Origin of the sequence: Aquabacterium soli (assembly GCF_003933735.1) — a bacterium.
In the GTDB taxonomy this organism is placed as follows: domain Bacteria; phylum Pseudomonadota; class Gammaproteobacteria; order Burkholderiales; family Burkholderiaceae_C; genus Aquabacterium; species Aquabacterium soli.
Genome location: NZ_RSED01000008.1, coordinates 257,190 through 281,880, shown reverse-complemented (window position 1 = coordinate 281,880; position 24,691 = coordinate 257,190). Strand labels below are relative to the sequence as shown.

Below are 24,691 nucleotides of genomic sequence, written 5' to 3'. Positions count from 1 at the left end.
GCTTGGGTCTGATCTGGTGGATTGGAAAAACCAATTGGCGTCTGACGCAACGCTCAGGCGTCGCCGTCTTCAGCAGCGTGGAAGTTGACCGAGCGGCCCGGCACCACCGTGGAAATGGCGTGCTTGTAGACCATCTGGGTCACGGTATTGCGCAGCAGGACGACGTATTGATCGAAAGATTCGATCTGCCCCTGCAGCTTGATGCCGTTGACCAAATAAATGGACACTGGCACGTGCTCTCTGCGCAGAAGGTTCAGAAACGGGTCTTGTAAAAGTTGCCCTTTATTGCTCACGATATGCTCCGTGATAAGAAGTTTGAGAAAAGACACCTTAGCACAGGCTGCATCCGCATTTGCGGCAGGGTCTTGGCCCGATCCTGAGGCGACGCCTGACTCGAATTCGCCCGGCGTGGGTCAAATGTAGCCTATTGCGCACGGTTTAAGAGAAAACCCCGAATGACCGACTCATTCTTTCTCGGTAAAGGGGTTTGACGAGAGCTTCATCTCGATCCGCAAGGGGGTGCCCGTGAGCTTGAAGTGCGCCCTGAAGCGGCCCTCAAGATAGCGCTTGTAGCTCTCGGAGACATGCTCCAGCGCGTTGCCGTGGATGACGATGATCGGCGGGTTCTGGCCGCCCTGGTGGGCGTAGCGCAGCTTGGGGCGGGACATGCCGCCGCGCTGGGGCTGCTGGAACTGCACGGCCTCTTGCAGCAGGCGGGTCAGCACCGGCGTGGACATCTTGCAGCTGGCCGAGGCCCAGGCATCGGCAATGGCCTTCCACAGCGGGCCCAGGCCTTGGCGCTTGATGGCCGAGATGTGCAGCACGGGCGCGAACTTCAGGAAAGCCAGGCGCGTTTCAATGGAGCGTTGCAGCATCTCGCGCTGGTAGGAATCCACCGCGTCCCACTTGTTGATGGCCACCACCACGGCGCGGCCCGATTCGAGCACGAAGCCGGCGATATGGGCGTCCTGATCGGTCACACCCTGCGTGGCGTCGATCAGCAGCAGCACCACATTGGCATCGGCGATGGCCTGCAGCGTCTTGACGACCGAGAATTTCTCGATGGCTTCGAAGACCTTGCCCTTGCGGCGCAGGCCGGCGGTGTCGATCAGCTCGAAACGCTGGCCCTGGCGCTCAAAAGGCACCTTGATGGCGTCCCGCGTGGTACCGGGCATGTCGAAGGCCACCAGGCGCTCTTCACCCAGCCAGGTGTTGATCAGCGTGGACTTGCCGACGTTGGGACGGCCGGCCACGGCCAGGCGCACCGGGCGGTCGGTGTCGTCCTCGATCAGCTCTTCGTCATCGTCTTCGGTGCCGAAGAACGTGTCCAGCGCCATGTCGAGCAGACTGCGGATGCCCTGCCCGTGCGCCGATGAAATGGGAATGGGCTCGCCAATGCCGAGCTCATAGAACTCGGCGAGCTGGGGCGCATCCTGCATGCCTTCGGCCTTGTTGGCCGCCAGCAGCACCGTCTTGTTGGCGGTGCGCAGGTAGTTGGCGATGTCGTGATCCTGAGCGGACAGGCCGCCGCGCACATCGACCACGAAGATGACTGCATCGGCTTCGGCCACGGCCTGGCGCGTCTGCTTGGCCATCTCCTTGAAGATGCCCTCCGTGCAGTCGGGCTCAAAGCCGCCAGTGTCGATGACGATGTACTCGCGCGCGCCCTGGCGTCCCTCGCCGTAGTGGCGATCGCGTGTGAGGCCGGCGTAGTCCGCCACGATGGCGTCACGGCTCTTGGTGAGGCGGTTGAACAGCGTTGATTTGCCGACGTTGGGGCGGCCGACCAGCGCGATGACGGGTTTCATTCGGTGGGATCAGGCTGCCGGGCTTATTGAGCCCGCAGCGCGTATAGGGTTCCATCGCGGGTAGGCACCAGCAGGGTGCCATCCACGACCTTGGGAGCGCCACTGAGGGCGCCATCCAGTGACACACGGGCCACGGTGCGGCCATCACTGGACGAGAGAACATGCAGCTGGCCGTCGTAGTCGCCCACGGCGATCAGGCCGCCCCACAGCACGGGCGTGCTCAAGGCACGGTGCTGGAAGCGGTCGATGCGCCAGATGACCTCACCGGATTCGGCACGCCAGGCGGTCAGGCGGTCTGCACTGTCGGCACCCACCACGATGCGGTCATCGGCGGCCAGGCCTTGGTAACCCGCCTGCGGGCGTGACCACCGCAGCGCGCCGCGGTTCATGTCAACGCAACCCACGGACAACTGGAAGGCGCGCACGCACAGGTCATCGTCGCTGCGCACGGGCGGGCCGACCAGATCAGACAGGCGCTCGACTTCGTTGGTGCCACGGGGCAGGCCCAGGCTGGCTTCAGAGCGCACCGTGCCCCGCAGCGGGTCCAGCCCGATCAGGCGCGAACCGACGCCCACCACTAGGGTGTCGCGGAAAGCGGCCAGCACGCCGGACTGGGCCAGGGCCAGCGGATCCGTGCCGGGGCGCTGGAAGTTCCAGAGCCAGCGGCCATCCTGTGCATCGTAGGCCCGCACGCTGCGGTCCACCGACTGCACGAACACGCGCTCGCCGGCCACCAGCGGCGCGGTGATCACGCGCCCCGGCAGGCGGTCGCGCCACAGGGGCTTGCCACCATCGAGCACGACGAGTTCGTTGTCGGCCGTGACGACGGCGGCATAGCGCCCGTCGCTGCCGACGCCCGCGCTGAGCTTGGCGCCCACGTCGGCTTTCCAGCGCTCACGGCCCGTGGCCGGATCGATGGAGACGACCTGGCCGTCGGTGCTGGCCACCGCCACGGCACCCGCGCTCACAGCCATCGACATGGGGCCTTCTGCCTTGCCCACGCGCACGCTCCAGAGGGTGCGCACGGTCTGGCTGGGCGTGAAGGACTCCAGTGAGGCGGGCGTGGGCTTCGAAGAGCTACCGCAGCCCGCCAGCACGGCGGCGGCCACCAGGACAGCGCCGGCACGCCATGTCATTGTCAGTCTCGTCATGATCAGGGTGTGAATTCGTGAAAGGAAAGGGCCTGGGCGGCCCGCTCAGCGTGTGGGCGCGATACCCGGGGGCAGCGTCTTGCCACCACCCTGCACCACGGAAGCCTCAGGGGGCTCACCCAGGGCGGTGAGCTTGCCTTCGGTGAAGCGGCGGTATTCGACCTTGGGGTCCATGGCTTTCCAGGCGGCCTTGTAGGCTTGCAGCGCCTCGGCCTTCTTGCCTTGGGCTGACAAGATGTCGCCGCGGCGGTCGTCGGCCAGGGGCTTGAACTCTTCGGGCAGCTTGGCATCGACCAGCTTGAGGGCCTCATCGTACTTCTTGGCGTCGAGCAACAGGCCGGCCAGGCGCAGGCGCGCCACGGCCACCAGATCGTCGTTCTTGCCATGGTCCACCAGCCATTGCAGGCTGGCCTGGGCCTGTTCGGCCTTGCCTGCGTCGGTCTGGGCGCGGGCCGCCAGCAAGGCGCCCTGCTCCGTGAACGTGGCGCCAGCGTGCTTGTCCTTCAGGTCGTTGAAGACCCGGGTGACCTTGTCGGCATCACCTGCGAGCACGGCCCGGTCCAGCTCTTCGTACAGGCCACCGGCCTTAGCAGCCTTGTCGTTCTGCCAGTAGAGATAGCCCGTCCAGGCGGCATAGCTGCCCAGCGCGATCACCAGCACCCAGGTGACGAGGTTGCCGTACTTCTTCCACAGGTGCTTGGCCTGATCGAGCTGCTCTTGTTGTTCGAGGTTGTAGGTGGCCATCGAATCCTCTGTCTCCGGTGCGAGATTGGTTGGAAGTGCGTGATGAATGGAGGGATTATCGCTGCGCTGGCGGCTCAGCCTGCTGCGCGCAGGCCCGGGCCCCAGCCGGCCACATCGGCCAGCGGTGCCAGGCGCTGTTCACCCCCGTCGCGCAAGGGCTTGATCGCCACCTCGCCGCGAGAGAACTCGTCCGGTCCGAAGACCAGCGCGAAGCGGGCACCACTGGCATCGGCCTTCTTGAACTGCGATTTCGGGCTCGCGGGGCCATCCTTGCCAGCCGGATTCAGCAACACCGACACGCCTTGCGCGCGCAAGGCTTCCAGCGTGGCCAGCACCTGAGGCAGCGGCGTGCCTGCCAGCACCACGGCGAAGGCATCGGGCACCACGGGTGCGGGCACCTTGCCGACCTCTTCGAGCAGCAGCAGCAGGCGTTCCATGCCCAGGCCCCAACCCACGGCCGGGGCGGGTTTGCCGCCGAGCTGCTCGATCAGGCCATCGTAACGGCCACCGCCACAGACCGTGCCTTGCGAACCCAGCCGCTCGGTGACCCACTCGAACACGGTGAGGTTGTAGTAATCCATGCCGCGCACCAGACGCGGGTTGACGCGGTAGGCGATGCCTGCGGCATCCAGGGCCTGCTTGACAGCATCGAAGTGGGCCAACGAAGCCTCGCCCAGGAAGTCGATCAGGCGGGGGGCACCCTCCACCACCGCTTGCAAGGCCGGGTTCTTGGTGTCCAGGATGCGCAGCGGGTTGGTGTGCAGGCGGCGACGGGCCTCGTCGTCCAGCAGGGCTTCATGCGACTGAAGGTAGGTGATCAGGGCTTCGCGGTGGGCGCGGCGCTCTTCGGGCTGGCCCAGGCTGTTGATCTCCAGGCGCACGTCATCGCCCACAGCCAGGCCCAGGTCACGCCACAGCGCAGCGCTCATCAGGATGGTCTCGGCATCGACATCGGGGCCGGCAAAGCCCAACACCTCGGCACCAACCTGGTGGAACTGGCGGTAGCGGCCCTTTTGCGGGCGCTCGTGCCGAAACATCGGCCCGATGTAGTACAGGCGCTTGCCGCCTTCGTACAGGAAGCTGTGTTCGTTGATGGCGCGCACCACGCCAGCGGTGCCCTCGGGCCGCAGCGTGAGCTTGTCGCCGTTGAGGCTGTCTTCGAAGGAGTACATCTCCTTCTCGACGATGTCGGTCACCTCGCCCAGGCCGCGCACGAACAGGGCGGTGGGCTCGACGATGGGGACGCGCACGTTCTGGTAGCCGTAGCGGCGCATCAGCGCACGCACGGTGTCTTCCAGCCACTCCCACCGCGCCGAATGGGGCGGGAGGATGTCGTTCATGCCTTTGATGGCTTTGAGCTGTTCGGCCATGGAGTCAAAGAAAATGGCCGGCACCTCAGGGCGGCGCCGGCTCGATCGGGTTCTGTGTTGGTCCGTGATTGTCTCAGGCTTGGCAGCTCTCGGCGCGTCAGCCTGCGTCATTCACGGCTGGCTCACGGTTTCGGTGCCGAAGCGCCTGGCGATGTAGCTTTCGACGATCTGCTGGAACTCCTGCGCGATGCCCTCACCGCGCAGCGTCATGGCCTTCTCGCCATCGATGAACACCGGCGCGGAGGGCGCTTCGCCGTTGCCCGGCAGGCTGATGCCGATGTCGGCATGCTTGCTTTCGCCCGGACCATTGACGATGCAGCCCATCACGGCCACCTTCATGCCCTCGACACCAGGGTATTTGGCACGCCAGACAGGCATCTGCGCACGCAGGAAATCGTCGATCTGCTTGGCCAGCTCCTGGAAGGTGGTGCTGGTGGTGCGGCCACAGCCAGGACAGGCAGTGACGCTGGGCACGAACACGCGCAGGCCCAGGGCCTGCACGATCTCGGCCGCCACGACAACTTCTTGCGTGCGGGCTTCGCCGGGCTGCGGCGTGAGCGAGACGCGGATGGTGTCGCCGATGCCTTCCTGCAGCAGGATGGCCAGGGCCGCGCTTGATGCCACCGTGCCCTTGGTGCCCATGCCGGCCTCGGTCAGGCCCAGGTGCAGCGGGTAGTCGCAGCGCTGCGCCAGGGCTCGGTAGACGCTGATCAGATCCTGCACGCCACTGACCTTGCACGACAGGATGATCTGCTCGGGCGCCATGCCCATCTGCTGCGCCAGGCTGGCCGACTGCAGGGCCGAGCTGACCAGGGCTTCGTACATGACCTGACGGGCCTCCCAGGGCTGGGCGCGACGGCTGTTCTCGTCCATCAACTGGGCCATCAGTTCCTGGTCGAGGCTGCCCCAGTTGACGCCGATGCGCACGACCTTGTCGTACTTGAGCGCGGCTTCGATCATCTGGCCGAACTGCTTGTCCTTCTTGTCGCCCTTGCCCACGTTGCCGGGATTGATGCGGTACTTGGACAGGGTCCTGGCGCACTCCGGATAGTCGGTGAGCAGACGGTGGCCGTTGTAGTGGAAATCACCCACCAGCGGCACGTCGATGCCCATGCGATCGAGCTGCTCGCGGATGTGCGGAACGGCCTGAGCCGCGTCGGGCGTGTTGACGGTGATGCGCACCATCTCGGAGCCGGCCAGGGCCAGCTCCTTGACCTGGATGGCGGTGCCGATGACATCGACCGTGTCCGTGTTGGTCATGGACTGCAGGCGCACTGGCGCATCGCCACCGACGGTGACGATGCGAGAGCCCCACACCACACGGGCCTGGCGGCTGCGGCGTGGCGCGGGGCGGGCGACCTCAATGGGCTGCCCGGCACACGGAAAGATGGAGGTGGATGTGTCGCTCATGGCGTTGACTTCAACTCCAGCCGGGCCACATTGTTGCGGGTGTAGGGATCCAGGCCGATGGCATGACCCAGGTAGCTGACCTGGATGCCCGAGGCATTGCCGATCTTGACGTACAGAGGAGGGTCGCCATCGATGCCGACCGTTTCGCCCGAGGCCACGGTGCGTGACAGGAGGCGCTCGCCCTTGCCGTTGCGCACCTCGACCCAGGAGTCGGCAAAGGACACCATGACCAGCGCACTGCCCGAACGCATGGAGCCCGGCTGCCGGCGCTCAACAGTGAGCACGGGCATGGAAGCGGCTTCTGCAGCTGCGATGGGGGTTGAAGCAGCCGGATCGACCGTGGCGACCAGCGGCGTACCCAAGGGCTGAGACGCGACGGCCTCGGCGGCAGAAGCGCCCGAAGCAACGATCGCCACACTGGGCACCACCTCTTCAGCCACGATCTGGGAAGCCCCCAGCGCCACGGCTTCAGCGTGCCCGCCCTGCTCTGCGCTCACGGGCGTGGCCTCATGCTTGGGCCACAGGGCCGACCAGTCGACATCAGACGGAAACACGTACAGCAGTGCCGCCGCCAGCAACACCCCCAGAGGGACCAGGAAACGAGGGGCCAGGATCGCCGACCAGCGGATGCCGGGATGGGCCATGTCCAGGTTGAGCTTGAGGCTGGCGCGCGACGCATCGAAGGGCACGGGTTTGGCGGCACTGGCCGCCAAACTGATGGGGTGAGCGGCTGGTAGGCCAGCCAGCACCGGCGCGGGATCAATCCGCAATACACGGCACACCGCCATGGCCAACGCACGCGTGAAAGCCGCATCAGGCAGATCCTGATAGCGCCCTGACTCGAGGGCCTCCAGCTTGGCCGGCGTGACCTTGATCATCGAGGCCATGCCCTCCAGGGTCAGCCCGCGGTCAAGACGCGCCTGCCTCAAGGAGGAAAACGGAGGGGTAGTAGGGCTGTCCGGCGCGGAGCCACCAGAAGCCGGTGTGTTGTCAGTCATCGAAACGTCCCAGATCCAAGGCCGTGGTTTCGCGGGCATTCGGGAAGCGGCTGCGCAACTGGGTTGCCAGATCGTCCTGGGCAGACAGATTGCCCAGCTTGTGCTCGATGCGGATGCCCAGCCACAGCGACTCGGCGTTGGCCCTCTCAGCCAGGTTGTTGACGCGGCGGATGTAAAAGCGCGCCCGGTCATAATCACCTGTCCGGTACAACAGCAAGGCCAGGTTGAACGCCGTGACAGGGTTGCCAGGCTCGAGTTCATACGAGCGCTTGAGCGATTCCTGGGCCTGAGGCAGCAAGCCCGCCTGCATCTGGCAAACCCCTCGGGCCATCAGCGTCCTGGGCAGGGCCACGCTCATGGGCAGCGCTGCCGCACGAGCGAAGTAGGCATCGGCGTCGGCATACTGCTGGCGCTGACAGAGAAACCATGCGTAGTTGTGAAGCACGCTGCCGTTGCGCGCATCCAACTGGATGGCCCGACGATAGCTTTCCTCGGCGAGCCCGGGTTCGTTCATGGCATCGTAAATCAGCCCGCGAAGTTCGTAGGCATCACCCATGCTTGAATCCAGTGCAATGGCCTGCTTGACCTCATCCAGCGCAGTGGTGAGCTGGCCTCGGCCGAAATAGGCCCCAGCCAGTTCAAGACGAATGCGTGCACGACGCCGCACTTCGGTTTCATCGGACGAGGTGACGATGTCACGTCCCGCAGCACTGCTGGTCATGTCCTGACGCGTGCTCGGGCTCTGCGCTTGCCCAACACCCGCCCCCGTACCGGCGCAACCCGCCACCACGAGCAGGGTCATCAACCCGGCGATGGCCCACGCCAACCGGGCCCAGCCCCCCTGCATCCACGGGGTATACCGCATCCCAAGCACTCCTTAGAACTCGACGTTGAAGATGAAGCGCGCGGCACAGGCGCACGAGGCACCCGGCATCAGGCCTTGCGGTCCGCCACGGCGGCGGCCTGGATCATGATGGGCTGGCGCAGCATGCGCTCGCTGGCGCGGGTGCGGTCCTGGACCTCACCGGCCAACTGGCCACATGCGGCATCGATGTCATCGCCACGCGTCTTGCGAACAGTGGTCACGATACCAGCGTCAGCCAGGATGCGGGCGAAGGCCTGCACGCGCGGGTTGTTCGAGCGCTTGAGCCCGGACTGGGGAAACGGGTTGAACGGGATCAGATTGAACTTGCATGGCACTTTGTGGCGCACCAGGGCAATGAGTTCCCGCGCGTGCTCGTCGGTGTCGTTGACGCCGTCGAGCATGCAGTATTCGAAGGTGATGAAATCACGTGGCGCGGCACTGAGGTAATCGACGCACGTGGCCATCAGTTCGGCGATGGGGTACTTGCGGTTGAGCGGCACGAGTTCATCGCGCAGCGGATCGTTCGGCGCGTGCAGCGACACGGCCAGGGCCACCGGGCAATCCTTCATGAGGCGTTCGATCATCGGCACCACCCCTGAGGTGGACACCGTGACACGGCGGCGCGACAGGCCATAACCGTGGTCATCGAGCATGGTGCGCAATGCGGGCACCAGCGCGTTGTAGTTCTGGAGCGGCTCACCCATGCCCATCATCACCACGTTGCTGACGATGCGGTCGTCGCGCTTGAAACGCTGGCGCAGTGTGTGCTCGGCATGCCAGAGCTGGGCGATGATTTCGCCGGTGCTCAGGTTGCGAGAAAAGCCCTGATGCCCTGTTGAGCAGAACCGGCAGCCGACGGCACAGCCGGCCTGCGAGGAGATGCACAGCGTGGCGCGGTCATCCTCTGGGATGTAGACGCTCTCGACGGCATTGCCGCCGCCCACGTCAAACAGCCATTTGATGGTGCCATCGGCGGACACATGTTCGCTGATGACTTTCAGGCGCTCCAGCGTGGCCACGCCCTGCAGCTTGCCGCGCAGGGATTTGGCCAGATCCGACATCTGGTCGAAGTCGGTGGCGCCTTTTTGATGAATCCAGCGGAACAGCTGGACGGCGCGGAAGCGCTTTTCGCCCAGTTGTTCGCAAAAGGCCGCCAACCCTTCAAGATCGAAGTCGAGCAGGTTGACGGCACTCATGGCACATGGCTCCAGACCGCGATCAGCGGCTGTAGACGTTCAGGCCGGGGAAGAAGAAGGCGATTTCCTGAGCAGCGGTCTCGGCGGCGTCAGAGCCGTGCACGGCGTTGGCGTCGATGCTGTCGGCGAAATCGGCACGGATGGTGCCCTTTTCGGCCTTCTTCGGGTCGGTGGCGCCCATCAGGTCGCGGTTCTTGGCGATGGCGCCTTCGCCTTCGAGCACTTGCACGAACACGGGGCCGGAGACCATGAAGTCGACCAGGTCCTTGAAGAAGCCACGCTCCTTGTGCACGCCGTAGAAGGTCTCGGCTTCCTGGCGAGACAGTTGCACCAGCTTGGCAGCGGCGATCTTCAGGCCGGCGCCTTCAAAACGGGCGACGATCTGACCGATCACGTTCTTGGCGACGGCGTCGGGCTTGATGATCGAGAGAGTGCGTTCGATAGCCATGGAAATTTGCTCCGAAATTCGGTTATTTGGACAGAACCCAGCATTGTACTGCGGGTAAGTATCAGGTTGGTGAAAGCAGGAAATCAGCGGCGACGGCCACCACCGCCCCGGTTACCGCCACCACCGCCGCCGCCCTTGTTGCCAAAGAAGGCGTCAGCACCGATGTAGCCGACCGAGGTCTGCAAGGGATCCGGCTCACGGGGCCCGCCGCCGGTCTTTTTGCCACCACGCTGGCCCTGGTCGTGCTGGTCAGGCCGCCCGAAGCCGGACGTGATCCGCTTGGAACCCTTGGCGAAGCGACGGTCGAAGGTCTGCTCCAGCGGGTTGGGGATCGGCCCGACGTGGTCGTGGTCGTCATCACCCTCCGGGCGGCGGTCCATCGGCGGACGGTCATCCCGCGGTGGGCGCGCCTGCTGCGGGCGATCCGGGCCACGGCCGCCCTGGTTGTTGCCGTTGTTGTTGCCACGGGGGCCTTGGCCGCGCGGCTGGTTCTGGCCATTTTGGCCATTGTTCTGGCCGAACTTGTCCTTGCCGAACTTGCCTTGCTGGCCACCGCGCTGGTTGTTGTTGCCGTTGTTGCCTTGCCCGTTGCGGTTCTGGCGGTCATCCCGGTCGTTGCGGTCATTGCGCCGGCCCTGGCCTTGCTGGCCGCCCTGCCCTTGACCCTGATCCTGGCGATCGCCACCGGCCAGGTACTTGACGGCGCGCACGTCGGATTCACCCAGCTCAGCCCACACGCCGCGCTTGAGGCCGTGCGGCAGCACGATGGAGCCATAGCGCACGCGGATCAGGCGACTGACGGTCAGGCCCACGGCGTCAAAGAGCTTGCGCACTTCGCGGTTGCGGCCTTCGGTGATCACCACGCGGTACCAGCGGTTGAGGCCTTCGCCACCGCCTTCTTCGATGGACTTGAACGAGGCCGCCTGACCTTCGATCTCCACGCCTTCCAGCAGCTTGGCCTTTTGAGGAGCCGTGAGGGTGCCAAGCACACGCACCGCGTACTCGCGCTCCACACCGAAGCGCGGATGCATCAGCTGGTTGGCCAGATCGCCCGAGTTGGTGAACAGCAGCAGGCCTTCGGTGTTGAGGTCGAGGCGGCCCACCGACTGCCACTTGCCATGCTGCAGGCGCGGCAGGCGGCGGAACACGGTCGGACGGTCTTGCGGGTCGTCATGGGTGACGACCTCGCCCACGGGCTTGTGGTAGGCCAGGATGCGGGCCGGCGGTGGCGAGATGCGCACGCGGATGGGCTTGCCGCCCACGGCGATCTTGTCGCCGAAGGACACGCGCTGGCCGATGTGGGCCACTTCGCCGTTCACGGAGATGCGACCGTCTTCGATCATCTGCTCGATGTCACGGCGCGAACCGACGCCGGACTGAGCCAGCACTTTCTGCAGCTTGGGTGCATCGGGCTCCGGGCGCAGCACGCGCTTGGCCTGGGCCGACTCATCGCCCGACTCTTCGGCTTCGACTTCTTCTTCGTGCAGCTTGTCGAAATCCCCGGTCAGCACACCAGCGAACACGGCAGTGGCCTGCTCGGCCGCCATGTGGGCGCGGCGGGAAGGCCGCGCCTCTTCTTCGGCAGGTGCTTCGCCATCTTCTGCACCGGCTTCAGCCTGGCGCGTCTCGCGGCGCTCACGCCGCTCCTGGCGGTCGTGACGATCCCGGCGGGGACGGTCCTGGCCTTCGCGAGGCTCACCGGCAGCGCCTTCAGCGGCACCAGCCGCCTCGCTGCCTTCCGACGAGTTCTCTACCGGACCGAGTTGCAGGAAACCGTCGCCAGCCGCCTCGCGGACTACAGCAGCATCCTCGACCGGGGTGGCGAGCACGGGCACAGACACCTCGCCGCTGTCGGCCAGCAGATCACCCTGCTCCGGCGCCACTGCCTTGCGGCGCGGCGCGCGCTTGGGCTTGGCGGGCGCCAGCTCATCGACAGTCCCAGCAGCGGCCGACTCAGGCACGGCATCTGCGGCGACGGCTTCAGCCTGCGCACCCGTGTTGGCCTCATCGACCGCCTTGGTCGCCCGGCGACGAGGCGTCTTGCGAGCCACGGGGGCATCACCAGAGGCCTCTGCGGCCACGTCAGCAGGCGCTGCGGCAGCCTCGGCTTCCGGAGCCTTGGCTCGGCGGGTGCGCTTGGGCTTGACATCTCCTGCCTCGGCGCCGCCATCCGGCGGAGGGATCAGGTCATTGGGCTCTTGCATGGGCGTGTCGGTCATCGTCGGACAGGAAATGAATATGTTCAGGGGGCCGGCGCCTCAGAGGCGTTCTGGCGGGTGTCTGGGTCGAAGCCGTCTTCGGCTTGCGTGGAAGAGTCTGGCGAGGCTGGCGGCCCCTCTTCGGCAGGCTGGGCAGCAGATGCCTCGAAATCCGGCAGATCGGGTTGGGCCTGATCCTGCTCGGCCTGGTCCGACTCGAGCGGCAACAAGGCCTGGGCGGCGCCCATGTGGTCCAGCTCGGGCAGTTGCTCCAGGGAACTCAGTCCCATGTCGTCCAGGAACTGCCTCGTGGTGGCATAGAGCCCCGGGCGACCGGGCGCATCGCGGTGGCCGATCACTTCGATCCAGCCCCGGTCTTCAAGTTGCTTGACGATCTGGGTGCTCACGGTGACACCTCGGATGTCCTCAATGTCGCCGCGCGTCACGGGTTGGCGGTAGGCGATGATGGCCAGTGTTTCCATCGTGGCGCGGGAGTACTTGGGCGGTTTTTCAGGGTGAAGGCGGTCAAGGAACTCCTGGACTTCGGCGCGCGTCTGAAAGCGCCAGCCCGAAGCGGTTTCGCGCAGCTCTGCCCCCCGGCCTTGCCACCGGTCGGTGAGCTCGTGCAACAAGGCCTTGACCTCATCGGCCGGCAAGGCATCGTCGAACAACACCCGCAACTCGCGGATGGTCATGGGTTGGTGGGCGCACAACAGCGCCGCTTCAAGGATGCACTGCGCATCCTGGCGATCGAGAATGTCCATCTCTCCAGTCACTTCGAGCCGGAACCCTTGCGCCTCAGCCGAACTGTCGTCCGGTCTGGCGAATCAGCCTGGCGTGCGCCGGGCCCGGCAAAAAGGCAGCATCTGTCGGATCATTTGGAGGCATTGGTGAGGGCCCCCGTCCCTGTCGAAGCCGCTGGCCGCGCGAAAGCGTACGGGCAGATGCTTCGATACCCGGCGGTTGAGCGTTCCGTCCCGGCCATCTCCCTCGATGAACAACGGGCTGGATCGGCTGCCGCCAAAAGCGTGTCACACGCTTGAAGCCCCATTATGCACGACTTGTGACCAGGCGGTGTCCATATCCGAAGGCAAAGAAGCCTCGAATTCCAGCGCATGCCCCAGCACAGGGTGCGCCAGACGCAGGCGGGCCGCATGCAAGGCCTGGCGAGCCATGCCCAGCGCAGGCGCCCCCCCGTAGAGAGTGTCGGCCAGCAATGGCCAGCCGCGTGAGGCCAGGTGCACCCGGATCTGGTGTGTGCGTCCAGTGTGCAGGGTGCATTCGACGGCACTGACGGTGCCGCTGTTCGCGGCGTGGGCGCCGGCACCGTCCGCGCCAGGAAAAGAGACCAGTTCGAGGCTGCCCAGGCGCCGCAGATCCGTCGTCGCCGGCTTGCCGGAGGCTTGAACGCCCATGCGCACACGCGAGACCGGGTCGCGCCCGATGGGCGCGTCGATGCGCAGCGATTCGGGAGGCTCGCCCCATACCAGGGCGCGGTACTGGCGGTGCACCTCGCGGGCGGCGATGGCGCGCGTCAGGGCCGTGCAGGCCTGCAGGGTCTTGCCCACCACCATCAGGCCGCTCGTGTCCTTGTCCAGGCGATGAACGATGCCCGCGCGTGGCAGCAGCACCGCCCCGGGGTGATGGGCCAGCAGGCCGTTCATCAAGGTGCCTTGCCAGTGCCCAGCTGCGGGGTGCACTACCAGGCCCACGGGCTTGTCGACCACCAGCAGGTGCTCGTCCTCGAACACCAGGGCCAAGTCCATGGACTCGGCCACGAAGGCCTGGCTCTGTGCCGTGGGGCGCAGCTCCGCCACCACGACCTGCCCGACCTGAAGCTTGCGGGAAGGCGTCGTCACCAGCTTGCCATCCACCGTGACACAGCCCTGCTCCACCAGTTGCTGCAGGTGGTTGCGGGAAAACGTGGAGGCCTGTGCGGCCAGCCACTGGTCGAGGCGCCTTCCGTGGCTGTCGCTGGAGACGGTGCCGTTCAGGATCTCGGTGCGCGGCGGCACCCAGCCGGCAGCCGACGCCCCGGAGGACACCGACGCCGGAGAGGCGGCGGGGACATCGGGCAGATCGATCAGATCCTCGTCTTCACCCCACTCGGCGGGGGTGTCGGGGACATCTGGCGACTCGATTCGTGAACGGTTCTGACGGTCGGACCGCTTGGGCATGTGCAGGGCTTCTATACTGCGGGGTGTTTCGCACTTCTGGCGGGCCCCCGCATACGATTCAAGTGAAAGTTTTCAAGCATCCCCTGAGCAGCCTGACCCAGGTGCTGAGCAAGAGCCTGTGGGCCGGCATGGCGACCGCTGTGCTGGTGGCCGGCCTGTCTGGCTGCGGCTCCACGCCCGAGGACGAGTTCTCCGGCACCAGCGTCGATCAATTGTATGCGGACGCCCGGGAAGAGGCCTCCGAAGGCAACTACGAGAGCGCCATCAAACGCTACGAAAAGGTCGAGGCCCGGGCCTCCGGCACACTGATGGCGCAGCAGGCCCAGCTCGAGCTGGCGTACGCCTACTACAAGACCGGCGAGCGCGCCCAGGCCCTGGCCAAGATCGAGCGTTTCGTGCGGCTGCACCCCACCAGCCCGGCGCTGGACTACGCCTATTACCTGCAAGGCCTGATCAACTTCAATGATGATCTGGGGCTGTTCGGCTGGCTGTCCAAGCAGGACCTGAGCGAGCGTGACCAGCAGGCTTCGCGAGACGCCTACGAGTCGTTCAAGCAGTTGGTCGAGCGCTTTCCGAACTCCCGCTATGCGCCCGATGCGCGGCTGCGCATGAACCACGTCGTGAACTCGCTGGCCGCCGGCGAGGTGCACGTGGCGCGCTTCTACTACCGCCGCGGCGCCTACCTGGCCGCTGCGAACCGCGCCCAGACCGCCGTGAGCGAATACCGCAGCTCGCCAGCCGTGGAAGAAGCGCTGTTCATCATGGCGCGCAGCTATGACCGGCTGGAGCTGCCGCAACTGCGCGATGACGCGGTCCGTGTGCTCAAGACCAGCTTCCCTCAGAGCGCCTACCTGACGCAGGGCGACGCCACCATCGACAAGAAGTGGTGGAAGCTGTGGTGATGCCTCGGCATTGACCACTTGCCAGCAAAACGGCCCCTAGGGGCCGTTTTTCATGGGCTCGCAGCAATGCCCTGAGGTCAATCGCCTTCAGTGCCGCCGGTGGTGAAGCCCGTAAGGCGCCCCTGGTCATGCACCTCGGCGCCCATGGGCTGCACATCCACAGGCTCGTCCACGGGCGCGAGCTCATCGCCCTCGCGGTCATGCCCTGTGTCCAGCCCCTTGAGGTTCTTGAAGCGCTTGGAGCGGTCGTACGGGAACACGTCGTGGACGTAGCCGGCCTGGATGCGCTCCTTGTGGGTCTGCCAGTAGTCCGCTTCCAGCAGGTCACCGTGGTGTTGCATGAAGATCTTGCGCACGCGCGGATCGCCCAGCAGGAAGGGGCCGAAGGTCTCCGGGAAGACATCGTGCTTGCCCACGCTGTACCAGATCTCGCCGGACATCTCTTCTTCCTCGTTGCGCGGCTCAGGCACCTTGCGGAAGTTGCAGTCGGTGATGTATTCGATCTCGTCGTAGTCGTAGAACACGACCTTGCCGTTGCGCGTGACGCCGAAGTTTTTCCAGAGCATGTCGCCCGGGAAGATGTTGGCGGCCACCAGGTCCTTGATGGCGTTGCCGTACTCGATGACGGCGTGCTCCAGGCTCTCGCCCTCGGCCTCCTGGATGTAGATGTTGAGCGGCACCATGCGGCGCTCGATGTACAGGTGCTTGAGCACCAGCACATCGCCCTCTTCTTCCATCAGGCTGGGCGAGAACTTCTTCAGCTCTTCGATCAGCTCGTCGTCGAAGCGGTGGCGCGGGAAGGCCACGTTGGTGAACTCGAGCGAGTCGGCCATGCGGCCCACGCGGTCGTGCTGCTTGACCAGCAGGTACTTGCTCATGATGAGCTCGCGCGTGGTTTCCTTCTGCGGCGGGTAGTAGTCCTTGATCACCTTGAACACGAAGGGGTAGGACGGCAGGTCGAACACCAGCATGACCATGCCCTTGATGCCGGGCGCGATGCGGAACTTGTCGGTGGAATGGCGCAGGTGGAACAGGAAGTCCCGGTAGAACAGGTTCTTGCCGTGCTTCTGCAGGCCCAGGGCGCTGTAGAGCTCGGCGCGCGGCTTGCGAGGCATCAAGGTCCGCAGGAACTGCACGTAGGCCGAGGGCACCAGCATGTCGACCATGAAGTAGGCCCGTGCGAAGCTGAACAGCGCCAGCAGGTCATCCTCGCCGAACAGGGCCGCGTCGATGTACAGACGCTTCTTGGAGTTGTGCAGGATGGGGATGGCAAAGGGCAGGCTGCGGAAGCCGTTGATCACCTTGCCGACCACGTAGGCGCCCTTGTTCCGGTAGAACAGGGATGAGAGCACCTGGATCTGGAAATTGGTGCGCAGGCGCACATTGCCCACCTGCTCCTGCAGGGCCTCGAAGACGAAGCCGATGTCACGGTCCAGGTCTTCGAAGGGCACGTCCAGGCCGTAGCTCTGCACCACCCTCTTGAGCGTTTCCCGCAGGTTGTCGCGCGTGGGGTAATAGGCGCGGAAACTCGGCATGCCGTCCGCATCGTCATCATCGATGTACTCGGTGGACACAGCCGGGCGCACGAAGATGAAGTCGTTGCGGTAGTACTTGCGGTGCAGGATCTGGATGGTGGCCGAGTTGAAAAAGGTCTCGGCCAGTTCGGGCTGGCGGTGGCCCGTCAGCAGGCCGATGTAGAACAGCTTGATCTGCTGCCACACCTCCATGGGCAGCTGGCTGGCGGCGTAGTCAGCCTCCAGGCTGGCCACGGTCTCGTCCACCCGCAGGTCGTAGAACTCGATGCGCGCGCGCTGCGCATCCTGCTGGGCGTGCCAGTCGGCCTGCTCGAAGCGCTGCTTGGCCTTGGCGCTGGTGGCGCGGAAGATCTTGTAGTGCTTGTCGAAGCCATCGAGCAAGGCCTGGGCGATCTCGAAGACACGGGTGTCGGTGAGTTGCTGGGGAAACATGCTGCGCCTGTGTGAATGTGAAGTGAAGCCTGACTGCGTCAGGTCGATCAGCCCTGGTCCGCGGCCGGCAGGTGGCCGGCGTAACGCGCTCGCAGCGCTTCAAGGGCCTTGGCATAGGCCTCAGGCACATCCTCGGCCTTCGAGGTGGTCATGCGCAGGTCCTTGATCAAACCGTTATGCAAGCCGTAGACCCACCCATGGACGGCCACTTCCTGGCCCTTGTCCCAGGCGCTCTGCACCACGGTGGTGTGGCAGACGTTGAGCGCCTGCTCCAGCACGTTGAGCTCGCACAGGGCATCCAGGCGCACCGGGCCGTCAGGCAAGGCGTTCAGCCAGGCCTGGTGGTCGTTGCGCACGTCCTGCACATGGCGCAGCCAGTTGTCGGCCAGGCCCACACGCAGGTTTTTCATGGCCGCGTTGACGCCGCTGCAGCCGTAATGCCCCACCACGATCACGTGCTTGACCTTGAGCGAATCGATGGCGAACTCCATGACGGACAGGCAGTTCAGGTCAGAGTGCACCACCACGTTGGCCACATTGCGGTGCACGAACAGCTCGCCCGGCAGCAGGCCGACGATCTCGTTGGCCGGCACGCGGCTGTCGCTGCACCCGATCCAGAGGTACTGCGGCGATTGCTGCTGCTGCAGGCGCGTGAAAAACCCGGGCGTGCGCTGCTCGATGTCTCGGGCCCAGGCGCGGTTGCTTTCGAAAAGGTGGTCCATTTTCATGCATCCAAGTGTAGACAAGTTCCGCGCAGACCCCGTGTCCGAACGGCCGGCAAAGCCCGGCATGCACATCGACAGCGCCGCGGCAGGCACAATCGTCCGGTTGCCATTCAGCATTCGTGCCTGCCACATGACGTCGCCTTCCGTCCCGCAGCCTCCCGCCCTGCAGTACCCCTGGGACAGCCTGCAGCCGACCGTCGGCGAGTGGATCACCGTGCGCCCAGGCCTGCACTGGGTGCGCATGCCCCTGCCCTTCGCCCTGAACCACATCAACCTGTGGGTGCTGGACGATGAACTGGACGGGCAGCCCTGCTGGACCGTGGTCGACGCAGGCGTGTCCATCGACGCCATCCATGAGGCCTGGCGTACCCTGTGGGCTGGCCCCATGGCCTCGCAGCCGCTGGGCCGCATGCTGGTGACCCACATGCACCCGGACCACATAGGCAATGCGCACTGGCTGATCGAGCAGTTCAGCGCGCCCGGGCGCCCTGCCCGCCTGTGGATGAGCGCCACCGACTACCTGGCCGCCACCATCGCCTGCAAGGCCACCACGGGCTATGGCGGTGACCGCGCGGCCGATTACTTCGCCTCGCACGGCCTGGACGATGGCGAGGGCCTGGTGATGATCCGCCAGCGTGGCGGGTATTTCTCGTCGATGGTGCCGAAGATGCCCGAGAGCTACCGCCGCCTGCGTGAAGGCATGGTGGTGCGCATCGGGGGCCAGGACTGGCGCTGCATCTCGGGGTTCGGGCATTCGCCTGAACACGTCGCCCTGTACAGCGCGGCACAGGGCGTGCTGATCTCGGGCGACATGCTGCTGCCCAAGATTTCGACCAACGTCAGCGTGACGGACACCGAGCCCGAGGCGGACTCGCTGGGCCTGTTCCTGGACTCGCTCAGCCGTTACGAAGAACTGCCCGCCGACACGCTGGTGCTGCCCTCGCACGGCCACCCTTTCATTGGCATCCACGCGCGGGTGGACGCCTTGCGTGCACACCATGAAGAGCGGCTCGAGGACATCCGGCAGTTCTGCGCGCAGCGCCCCGCCACCGCGGCCGACCTGCTGCCCGTGCTGTTCAAGCGCACACTGGACATGCACCAGACCACCTTCGCGATGGGCGAATCTGTCGCCCACCTGAACTACCTGTGGCACCGCGGCGAGCTGCGCCGCCAGGCCGATGCCCAGGGCGTGTGGCGCTTCAGTCCGGGATGACGGCGTGCCGCAACTGCTCGCGGGCCTGGTCGTACTCGGGCAGCACCGAGCGCACCACGCCCCAGAAGCGGGGGCTGTGGTTCATTTCCTTGAGGTGCGCCAGTTCGTGCGCCACCACGTAGTCCACGATCGCCGGCCCGAAGTGCACCAGGCGCCAATGCAGGCGGATGGAGCCATCCACACTGGCGCTGCCCCAGCGTGTTCGCGCCGATGACAGGCGCAGCTTGGAGACCGTCACGCCCAGTTGGGCCGCGAAGTGCCGAACACGCTGCTCGAAATGCGCCAGGGCATGGCGTTGCAGCCAGGCATTGACGGCATCACGGATCTGCTCGGCCGTGGCACTCTGCGGCAAACCGAGGTGCAAGGTCTTGCGGGGCACGCCCGGCAGGGCCTGGGCATCGTCGTGCAGGCGGGCGCCTGGATGGCGGGCGTCCAGCACCAGGATCACGGATTCACCCAGCACAGGCACCGCTGCCCCTTCACGCCACTCGATGCGCGCTTCGGCCTGCTGGCGCTCCCGTGTCCGCTGCTCCGCCAGTTTGGTGCAGATCCAGCGGGATTTTTCCGTGAGCGCCGTCTCGATCTCGGTCCAGCCAACCCAGCGCGGAGCGCGCACGCTCAGGCCCTCGACCCCCACGACCATGCCGATGCTGCGGCGCCGGACACGCTTGAGTTCGAAAGCCACCAGGGCATGGCCCAGGCGGATCTCATGATGGGCACGCGGGTGCCGGAACACCGGCAGGCTGTCCACCGACTCGGCCTCCACCAGAGGCACCGATGACGCTGGCACCGCCATGAATCGACCAGCGTCCGGCGTCAGGGGCGTCGGCGCACGACCGCCCCGACGAGGACTGGACGCAGGCGAAGGCACGGACTCGGCAGATGGCACCGCATCCGGCACCTCATCAGCCCACCAGGGCAGCGTGAGCTGCTGCTCGCTCATGCGTGCGATTCCCCTGCTTCGACCTCATAAGCCCCGGACGCATGTGACTGAGGCGCATAAGCCTGCGGATCCAGCCGACACATCTCCGCCTCGATCCAGGCTTCGACCTCTGCCATGACCTGCTGCGGCGTGCGGCCGGCCACCGGGATGGGTGCACCGACCGACACCTCGATGACGCCGGGTTTGAGCAGCCAGCCCGAGGGGGCCCAGCAACGCCCGGACGTGACCGCGATCGGCAGCACGGCGGCACCGGTGTCTACCGCCAGCCGGGCAGCACCCAGCTTGTAGGGCAGATGCTGGCCGCGCGGCGCCCGCGTCCCTTCGGGGAACAGGATGATCCAGTTGCCGCGGTCCAGCAGCTTGCGCCCTTGCTGCGCGATCTTGCGGGCGGCCTCGGTGCGGCGCAAGCGGTCGATGTGGATCATGTCCAGACGGGCCAGGGACCAGCCGAAGAACGGGATCATCAGCAACTCGCGCTTGAAGACGTAGGACAGCGGCCGGGGCATCGTGACGCTGACGAAAAACGTTTCCCAGGCCGACTGGTGCTTTGGGCAGATCACCAGCGGTTGTCCGGCCGCGTGCGCCGCCTCCACATGGTGCCAGCCCTGGACACGATGCTCGATGCCGCAGATGGCCCGCGCACCCCAGATGACCAGGCGGTTCCAGCCCGTGGCGAACCAGTACAGCCTGGCACCCCGCACGAACACGGAGGCCAGCACCAGCAAGAGGGCATACGGGATCACGGTGACGGCCAGCCAAACTGCAAAGGCCCAGGAGCGCAACACCACTGTGGCCGCTGGCCGGTTCATGAAAATTCACCCATGTGGGTCGACACCGGACCGTCTTCTCCGTGGGCCTTGCGGTCACGCAGGATCAGGAAGTCGGCAAAGGCGGACAGATCCGGATGGATGGTCAGGTCAGGCACCTGGCGACGCAGGTCCACCAGCTCGACATCGGTCATGGCCGCAGCCTGGCCGGTGCGCACCAGGTGGGGCTCGCAGCCCACGGACTGGGCCGCCAGCACATCACGCGGCAGATCGCCCACCATGGGCACCTCGTCCAGCGAGACGCCGAACCGCTCACCGATCATCTTGAACAGCCCGGGCTGCGGCTTGCGGCAGGTGCACAGGTCTTCAGGGGTGTGCGGGCAAAAGAACACGGCATCGACCCGGCCGCCATGGCGCGCCAGCATCTGGTGCATCTTGGCGTGCATGGCGTTCATGGCCGCCATGTCGAACAGCCCTCGCCCGATGCCGGACTGGTTGGTGGCCACCACCACGTGCCAGCCCGCGTGGTTGAGCCGCGCAATCGCCTCGATGGCGCCAGGCAACGGCACCCACTCCTCGGGCGACTTGATGTAGTCGTCACGCTCGTGGTTGATCGTGCCGTCGCGATCCAGGATGACCAGCTTCATGGCTGCAAAGTATGACGCAGAGGGGCCCGGTCGTACACAGGGCCCCGTTCACCAGGTTCAGGCCGCCAAGCGGGACAGGTCTGCCACGCGGTTCATGGCGCCGTGCAAGGTGGCCAGCAGCCCCAGGCGGTTGGCCTTGAGCGCGGCATCGTCCGCATTGACCATGACGCTGTCGAAGAAGGCATCGACCGGGGCCTTGAGCACCGCCAGAGCCTTGAGCGCGCCGGTATAGTCGCCCGCCTCGAACGCTTGTTCGGCCTGAGGCGCCACGGACTGCAGCGACTCGTACAGCGCGGCTTCGGCCGGCTCCTTCAGCAAGGCGGCGTCCACACGGGCCTCGGTCTGGCCTTCGGCCTTCTTGAGGATGTTGCCGACGCGCTTGTTGGCAGCGGCCAGGGCCTGGGCCTCGGGCAGTGCGGCAAAGGCGCGCACGGCCTCCAGGCGACGGGGCACGTCGCCCAGGCGGGCCGGCTTCAACGCCAGCACGGCATCGACCTCTTGCGCGGTGTAGCCCTGCTCGCGCAGGGACACGGCAAGGCGGTCCGCGAAGAAGCCGAGCAGCGCCTCGGACGGGTTCTGGATCAACTCACCGAACGCTGAAACGCCGGCGGCGATCACGGCAGGCAGCTCCAGCGGCAGGTTCTTTTCGACCAGGATGCGGATCACGCCCAGCGCATGACGGCGCAGCGCGAACGGATCCTTGTCGCCCGTGGGCAACTGGCCAATGCCGAACAAGCCGATCAGGGTTTCCAGCTTGTCGGCCAGGGCGACCACGGTGCCCGTGTGGTTGCGCGGCAGGCTGTCACCGGCGAAACGGGGCTTGTAGTGGTCCTCGATGGCGATGGCCACGCCGTCGCGCAGGCCTTCATGGCGGGCGTAGTAGCCGCCCATGATGCCCTGCAGCTCGGGGAACTCGCCGACCATGTCGGTCAGCAGGTCGGTCTTGGCCAGGCGGGCGGCCTCTTGCGCCTTGCTGTCGAGCACGGCGAAGTGATCCTGGTCGTCCACCGTGATCGGCACGGTGCCCAGGCTCCATTGCTTCACGATCTCATGGGCGATGGCACGCACGCGCTCGGCACGCTCACCCTGGGTGCCCAGCTTGCCGTGGTAGACCACCTTGGCCAGGCCGGCCACGCGGGATTCCAGCGTCTTCTTGCGGTCTTGATCGAAGAAGAACTTGGCATCGGCCAGGCGCGGGCGCACCACGCGCTCATTGCCACCGATCACGAAGCTGGCATCTTCAGGGCTGATGTTGCTGACGATCAGGAACTGGTGGGTCAGCTTGTCGTGCGCATCCAGCAGCGGGAAGTACTTCTGGTTGGCCTTCATGGTCAGGATCAGGCATTCCTGGGGCACTTCCAGGAAGGCCTGCTCGAAGCGGCCAGTGAGCACGTTCGGGCGCTCGACCAGCGCGGTGACCTCGTCCAGCAGGGCATCGTCGTCGATGGGCTTGAGATCCGTGCCGGCCTTGGCGGCAGCGGCCTGCAGCTGGCGCACGATCTCGGCGCGGCGCTCGGCAAAGCTGGCGATCACGGCGCCCTCGTCACGCAGTTGCGAGGCGTAGCTGTCGGCATCGCGAAGCACCACGGGGCTGACCTTGGCTTCGAATCGGTGGCCCTGCGTGCTGTTGCCAGCCTTCAGGCCCAGCGTGGAGATGGGCACCACCGTGCTGCCATGCAGGGCGACCAGGCCATGGGCCGGGCGCACGAAGTTGACGCTGGTCCAGCCGGGCTGGAAATTGGCGCCCTCGCCTTCCTGCAGCTGGTAGGTCATCACCTTGGGGATGGGCAGCTTGGCCAGGCTTTCGTCCAGGGCCTTCTGCAGGCCATCGGCCAGCGTGGCGCCGGCCTTTACGCTGTCGTAGAACAGCGCTTCGGCCTTGCCGTCGGGCGCGCGCTTGAGTCCGGCCACCGCATCCGGGCCTGCGCCCAGCGCGGCCAGCTTCTTGAGCAGGGCCGGGGTCGCGTTACCCGAGGCATCCAGGGCCACGCTCACCGGCATCAGCTTCTGTTGCACGGCCTGGTCGGCGGCCTTGTCGGCCACGGCAGCCACGTGCACGGCCAGGCGGCGCGGCGAGGCGAACGAGGTCACCGCCGCGTCGGCAGCGGCCAGCCCCTGGGCCTTGAGGCTGTCGGCCAGCACCTGGGCGAAGGACTCGCCCAGCTTCTTGAGCGCCTTGGGCGGCAGTTCTTCGACGAACAGTTCAACCAGCAGGTTGGCCTTTTGATCCACGGACGTCATGCTCAGGCCGCCTTCTTGTTCAGTTGTTCGATCACCTCGTCGGCCCAGGCCTTGGGGGCCATCGGGAAGCCCAGGCGGGCCCGGCTGTCGAGGTAGCTGGCCGCCACGGCGCGGGCCAGGTTGCGGATGCGGCCGATGTAGGCCGCGCGCTCGGTCACCGAGATGGCGCCACGGGCATCCAGCAGGTTGAAGGTGTGCGCGGCCTTGAGCACCTGCTCGTAGGCGGGCAGTGCCAGTTGCTGCTCCATCAGGTACTTGGCCTGGGTTTCGTAGTTGGTGAAGGCCCCGAGCAGGAACTCGACGTTGCTGTGCTCGAAGTTGTAGGTGGACTGCTCGACCTCGTTCTGGTGGAACACATCGCCGTACTTCACGCCCGGCGCGTAGACCAGGTCGTACACGCTCTCGACACCCTGCAGGTACATGGCCAGGCGCTCCAGGCCGTAGGTGATCTCGCCGGTGATGGGCTTGCAGTCGATGCCGCCCACCTGCTGGAAGTAGGTGAACTGCGTCACCTCCATGCCATTGAGCCACACCTCCCAGCCCAGGCCCCAGGCGCCCAGGGTGGGGTTCTCCCAGTCGTCCTCGACGAAGCGGATGTCGTTCTTCTTGAGGTCGAAGCCCAGGGCCTCGAGCGAGCCGAGATAAAGCTCGAGGATGTTGCTGGGGGCGGGCTTGAGCACCACCTGGTACTGGTAGTAGTGCTGCAGGCGGTTGGGGTTCTCGCCGTAGCGGCCGTCCTTGGGGCGGCGGCTGGGCTGCACGTAGGCGGCCTTCCAGGGCTCGGGGCCCAGGGCGCGCAGGAAGGTGGCCGTGTGGCTGGTGCCTGCCCCCACTTCCATGTCGTAGGGTTGCAGCAGGGCGCAGCCCTGGGCGTCCCAGTAGCTTTGCAGACGCAGGATCAGTTGCTGGAAGCTCAGCATG

The 24,691-nt window shown here is 65.9% G+C and carries 22 protein-coding genes; 2 read left to right on the top strand and 20 right to left on the bottom strand.

Going from position 1 to position 24,691, the window contains the following annotated elements:
* Positions 1 to 53: 53 nt before the first annotated feature.
* The 13 genes from hfq to EIP75_RS12535 all read right to left on the bottom strand — a co-directional run bounded on the left by hfq (position 54) and on the right by EIP75_RS12535 (position 14,365).
* Positions 54 to 293, bottom strand: coding sequence for an RNA chaperone Hfq (gene hfq, locus EIP75_RS12595; protein WP_125243601.1), 240 nt, complete (start codon positions 291 to 293; stop codon positions 54 to 56).
* 171 nt (positions 294 to 464) lie between these two features.
* A complete protein-coding gene (gene der, locus EIP75_RS12590; protein ID WP_125243600.1) occupies positions 465 to 1,808 on the bottom strand; it encodes a ribosome biogenesis GTPase Der in 1,344 nt (447 codons plus the stop codon).
* Between the two features lie 23 nt (positions 1,809 to 1,831).
* The gene (gene bamB / locus EIP75_RS12585; RefSeq protein ID WP_233584830.1) at positions 1,832 to 2,959 is read right to left on the bottom strand and encodes an outer membrane protein assembly factor BamB; all 1,128 of its coding nucleotides are present in this window, start codon (positions 2,957 to 2,959) and stop codon (positions 1,832 to 1,834) included.
* A gap of 45 nt (positions 2,960 to 3,004) precedes the next feature.
* Complete coding sequence (locus EIP75_RS12580) at positions 3,005 to 3,703, bottom strand: YfgM family protein (protein ID WP_125243599.1); 699 nt, start codon at positions 3,701 to 3,703, stop codon at positions 3,005 to 3,007.
* 74 nt (positions 3,704 to 3,777) lie between these two features.
* Complete coding sequence (hisS, locus tag EIP75_RS12575) at positions 3,778 to 5,073, bottom strand: histidine--tRNA ligase (RefSeq protein ID WP_125243598.1); 1,296 nt, start codon at positions 5,071 to 5,073, stop codon at positions 3,778 to 3,780.
* 111 nt (positions 5,074 to 5,184) lie between these two features.
* Positions 5,185 to 6,483 (bottom strand): flavodoxin-dependent (E)-4-hydroxy-3-methylbut-2-enyl-diphosphate synthase, encoded by a 1,299-nt coding sequence (gene ispG / locus EIP75_RS12570; RefSeq protein ID WP_125243597.1) that lies wholly within the window; start codon positions 6,481 to 6,483, stop codon positions 5,185 to 5,187.
* Positions 6,480 to 7,481 carry a RodZ domain-containing protein gene (locus tag EIP75_RS12565; protein WP_158622836.1) on the bottom strand — a complete coding sequence of 334 codons (1,002 nt, stop codon included), beginning with the start codon at positions 7,479 to 7,481 and terminating at the stop codon, positions 6,480 to 6,482. Before EIP75_RS12565 ends, ispG begins: the two co-directional genes overlap by 4 nt.
* Entirely contained in the window at positions 7,474 to 8,346 is an 873-nt protein-coding gene (pilW, locus tag EIP75_RS12560) for a type IV pilus biogenesis/stability protein PilW (RefSeq protein WP_125243595.1), read from the bottom strand. The genes EIP75_RS12565 and pilW overlap by 8 nt, the downstream gene beginning before the upstream one ends.
* 68 nt (positions 8,347 to 8,414) lie before the next feature.
* The gene (gene rlmN, locus EIP75_RS12555) at positions 8,415 to 9,542 is read right to left on the bottom strand and encodes a dual-specificity RNA methyltransferase RlmN (RefSeq protein WP_125243594.1); all 1,128 of its coding nucleotides are present in this window, start codon (positions 9,540 to 9,542) and stop codon (positions 8,415 to 8,417) included.
* A gap of 22 nt (positions 9,543 to 9,564) precedes the next feature.
* Positions 9,565 to 9,990, bottom strand: coding sequence for a nucleoside-diphosphate kinase (ndk, locus tag EIP75_RS12550; RefSeq protein ID WP_125243593.1), 426 nt, complete (start codon positions 9,988 to 9,990; stop codon positions 9,565 to 9,567).
* An 83-nt stretch (positions 9,991 to 10,073) separates the two neighbouring features.
* A complete protein-coding gene (locus EIP75_RS12545) occupies positions 10,074 to 12,194 on the bottom strand; it encodes a pseudouridine synthase (protein ID WP_233584828.1) in 2,121 nt (706 codons plus the stop codon).
* 38 nt (positions 12,195 to 12,232) lie between these two features.
* Positions 12,233 to 12,952 (bottom strand): SMC-Scp complex subunit ScpB, encoded by a 720-nt coding sequence (gene scpB, locus EIP75_RS12540; RefSeq protein ID WP_125243592.1) that lies wholly within the window; start codon positions 12,950 to 12,952, stop codon positions 12,233 to 12,235.
* Between the two features lie 267 nt (positions 12,953 to 13,219).
* Positions 13,220 to 14,365 (bottom strand): RluA family pseudouridine synthase, encoded by a 1,146-nt coding sequence (locus EIP75_RS12535; RefSeq protein WP_125243591.1) that lies wholly within the window; start codon positions 14,363 to 14,365, stop codon positions 13,220 to 13,222.
* A 128-nt stretch (positions 14,366 to 14,493) separates the two neighbouring features.
* Between EIP75_RS12535 and EIP75_RS12530 the strand changes: the two genes are divergently transcribed.
* Positions 14,494 to 15,267: an outer membrane protein assembly factor BamD gene (locus EIP75_RS12530; protein ID WP_125243639.1), complete on the top strand. Its 774-nt coding sequence runs from the start codon at positions 14,494 to 14,496 to the stop codon at positions 15,265 to 15,267.
* A gap of 77 nt (positions 15,268 to 15,344) precedes the next feature.
* Here the strand turns inward: EIP75_RS12530 and aceK are convergent, their stop codons facing one another.
* Together aceK and can are read right to left on the bottom strand one after the other, a co-directional pair.
* Positions 15,345 to 17,234 carry a bifunctional isocitrate dehydrogenase kinase/phosphatase gene (gene aceK, locus EIP75_RS12525; protein WP_125243590.1) on the bottom strand — a complete coding sequence of 630 codons (1,890 nt, stop codon included), beginning with the start codon at positions 17,232 to 17,234 and terminating at the stop codon, positions 15,345 to 15,347.
* 47 nt (positions 17,235 to 17,281) lie between these two features.
* A complete protein-coding gene (can, locus tag EIP75_RS12520; RefSeq protein WP_199758572.1) occupies positions 17,282 to 17,956 on the bottom strand; it encodes a carbonate dehydratase in 675 nt (224 codons plus the stop codon).
* A 133-nt stretch (positions 17,957 to 18,089) separates the two neighbouring features.
* Here can and EIP75_RS12515 point away from each other — a divergent pair, with 133 nt between their 5' ends.
* Positions 18,090 to 19,172, top strand: coding sequence for an MBL fold metallo-hydrolase (locus EIP75_RS12515; RefSeq protein WP_125243588.1), 1,083 nt, complete (start codon positions 18,090 to 18,092; stop codon positions 19,170 to 19,172).
* On the opposite strand, the gene EIP75_RS12510 is transcribed toward EIP75_RS12515, so the two are convergent.
* The 5 genes from EIP75_RS12510 to glyQ are packed head-to-tail and all read right to left on the bottom strand — an operon-like array spanning position 19,159 to position 24,690.
* Entirely contained in the window at positions 19,159 to 20,115 is a 957-nt protein-coding gene (locus EIP75_RS12510; protein WP_125243587.1) for a M48 family metallopeptidase, read from the bottom strand. The two genes, EIP75_RS12515 and EIP75_RS12510, sit on opposite strands and share 14 nt — an antisense overlap.
* Positions 20,112 to 20,924 (bottom strand): lysophospholipid acyltransferase family protein, encoded by an 813-nt coding sequence (locus EIP75_RS12505; protein WP_125243586.1) that lies wholly within the window; start codon positions 20,922 to 20,924, stop codon positions 20,112 to 20,114. The genes EIP75_RS12510 and EIP75_RS12505 overlap by 4 nt, the downstream gene beginning before the upstream one ends.
* The gene (gene gmhB / locus EIP75_RS12500; protein ID WP_125243585.1) at positions 20,921 to 21,529 is read right to left on the bottom strand and encodes a D-glycero-beta-D-manno-heptose 1,7-bisphosphate 7-phosphatase; all 609 of its coding nucleotides are present in this window, start codon (positions 21,527 to 21,529) and stop codon (positions 20,921 to 20,923) included. The genes EIP75_RS12505 and gmhB overlap by 4 nt, the downstream gene beginning before the upstream one ends.
* Before the next feature lie 57 nt (positions 21,530 to 21,586).
* Positions 21,587 to 23,770, bottom strand: coding sequence for a glycine--tRNA ligase subunit beta (gene glyS / locus EIP75_RS12495; protein WP_125243584.1), 2,184 nt, complete (start codon positions 23,768 to 23,770; stop codon positions 21,587 to 21,589).
* 2 nt (positions 23,771 to 23,772) lie between these two features.
* On the bottom strand, positions 23,773 to 24,690 hold the full coding sequence (gene glyQ, locus EIP75_RS12490) for a glycine--tRNA ligase subunit alpha (RefSeq protein WP_125243583.1): 918 nt from the start codon (positions 24,688 to 24,690) through the stop codon (positions 23,773 to 23,775).
* Position 24,691: the final 1 nt, after the last annotated feature.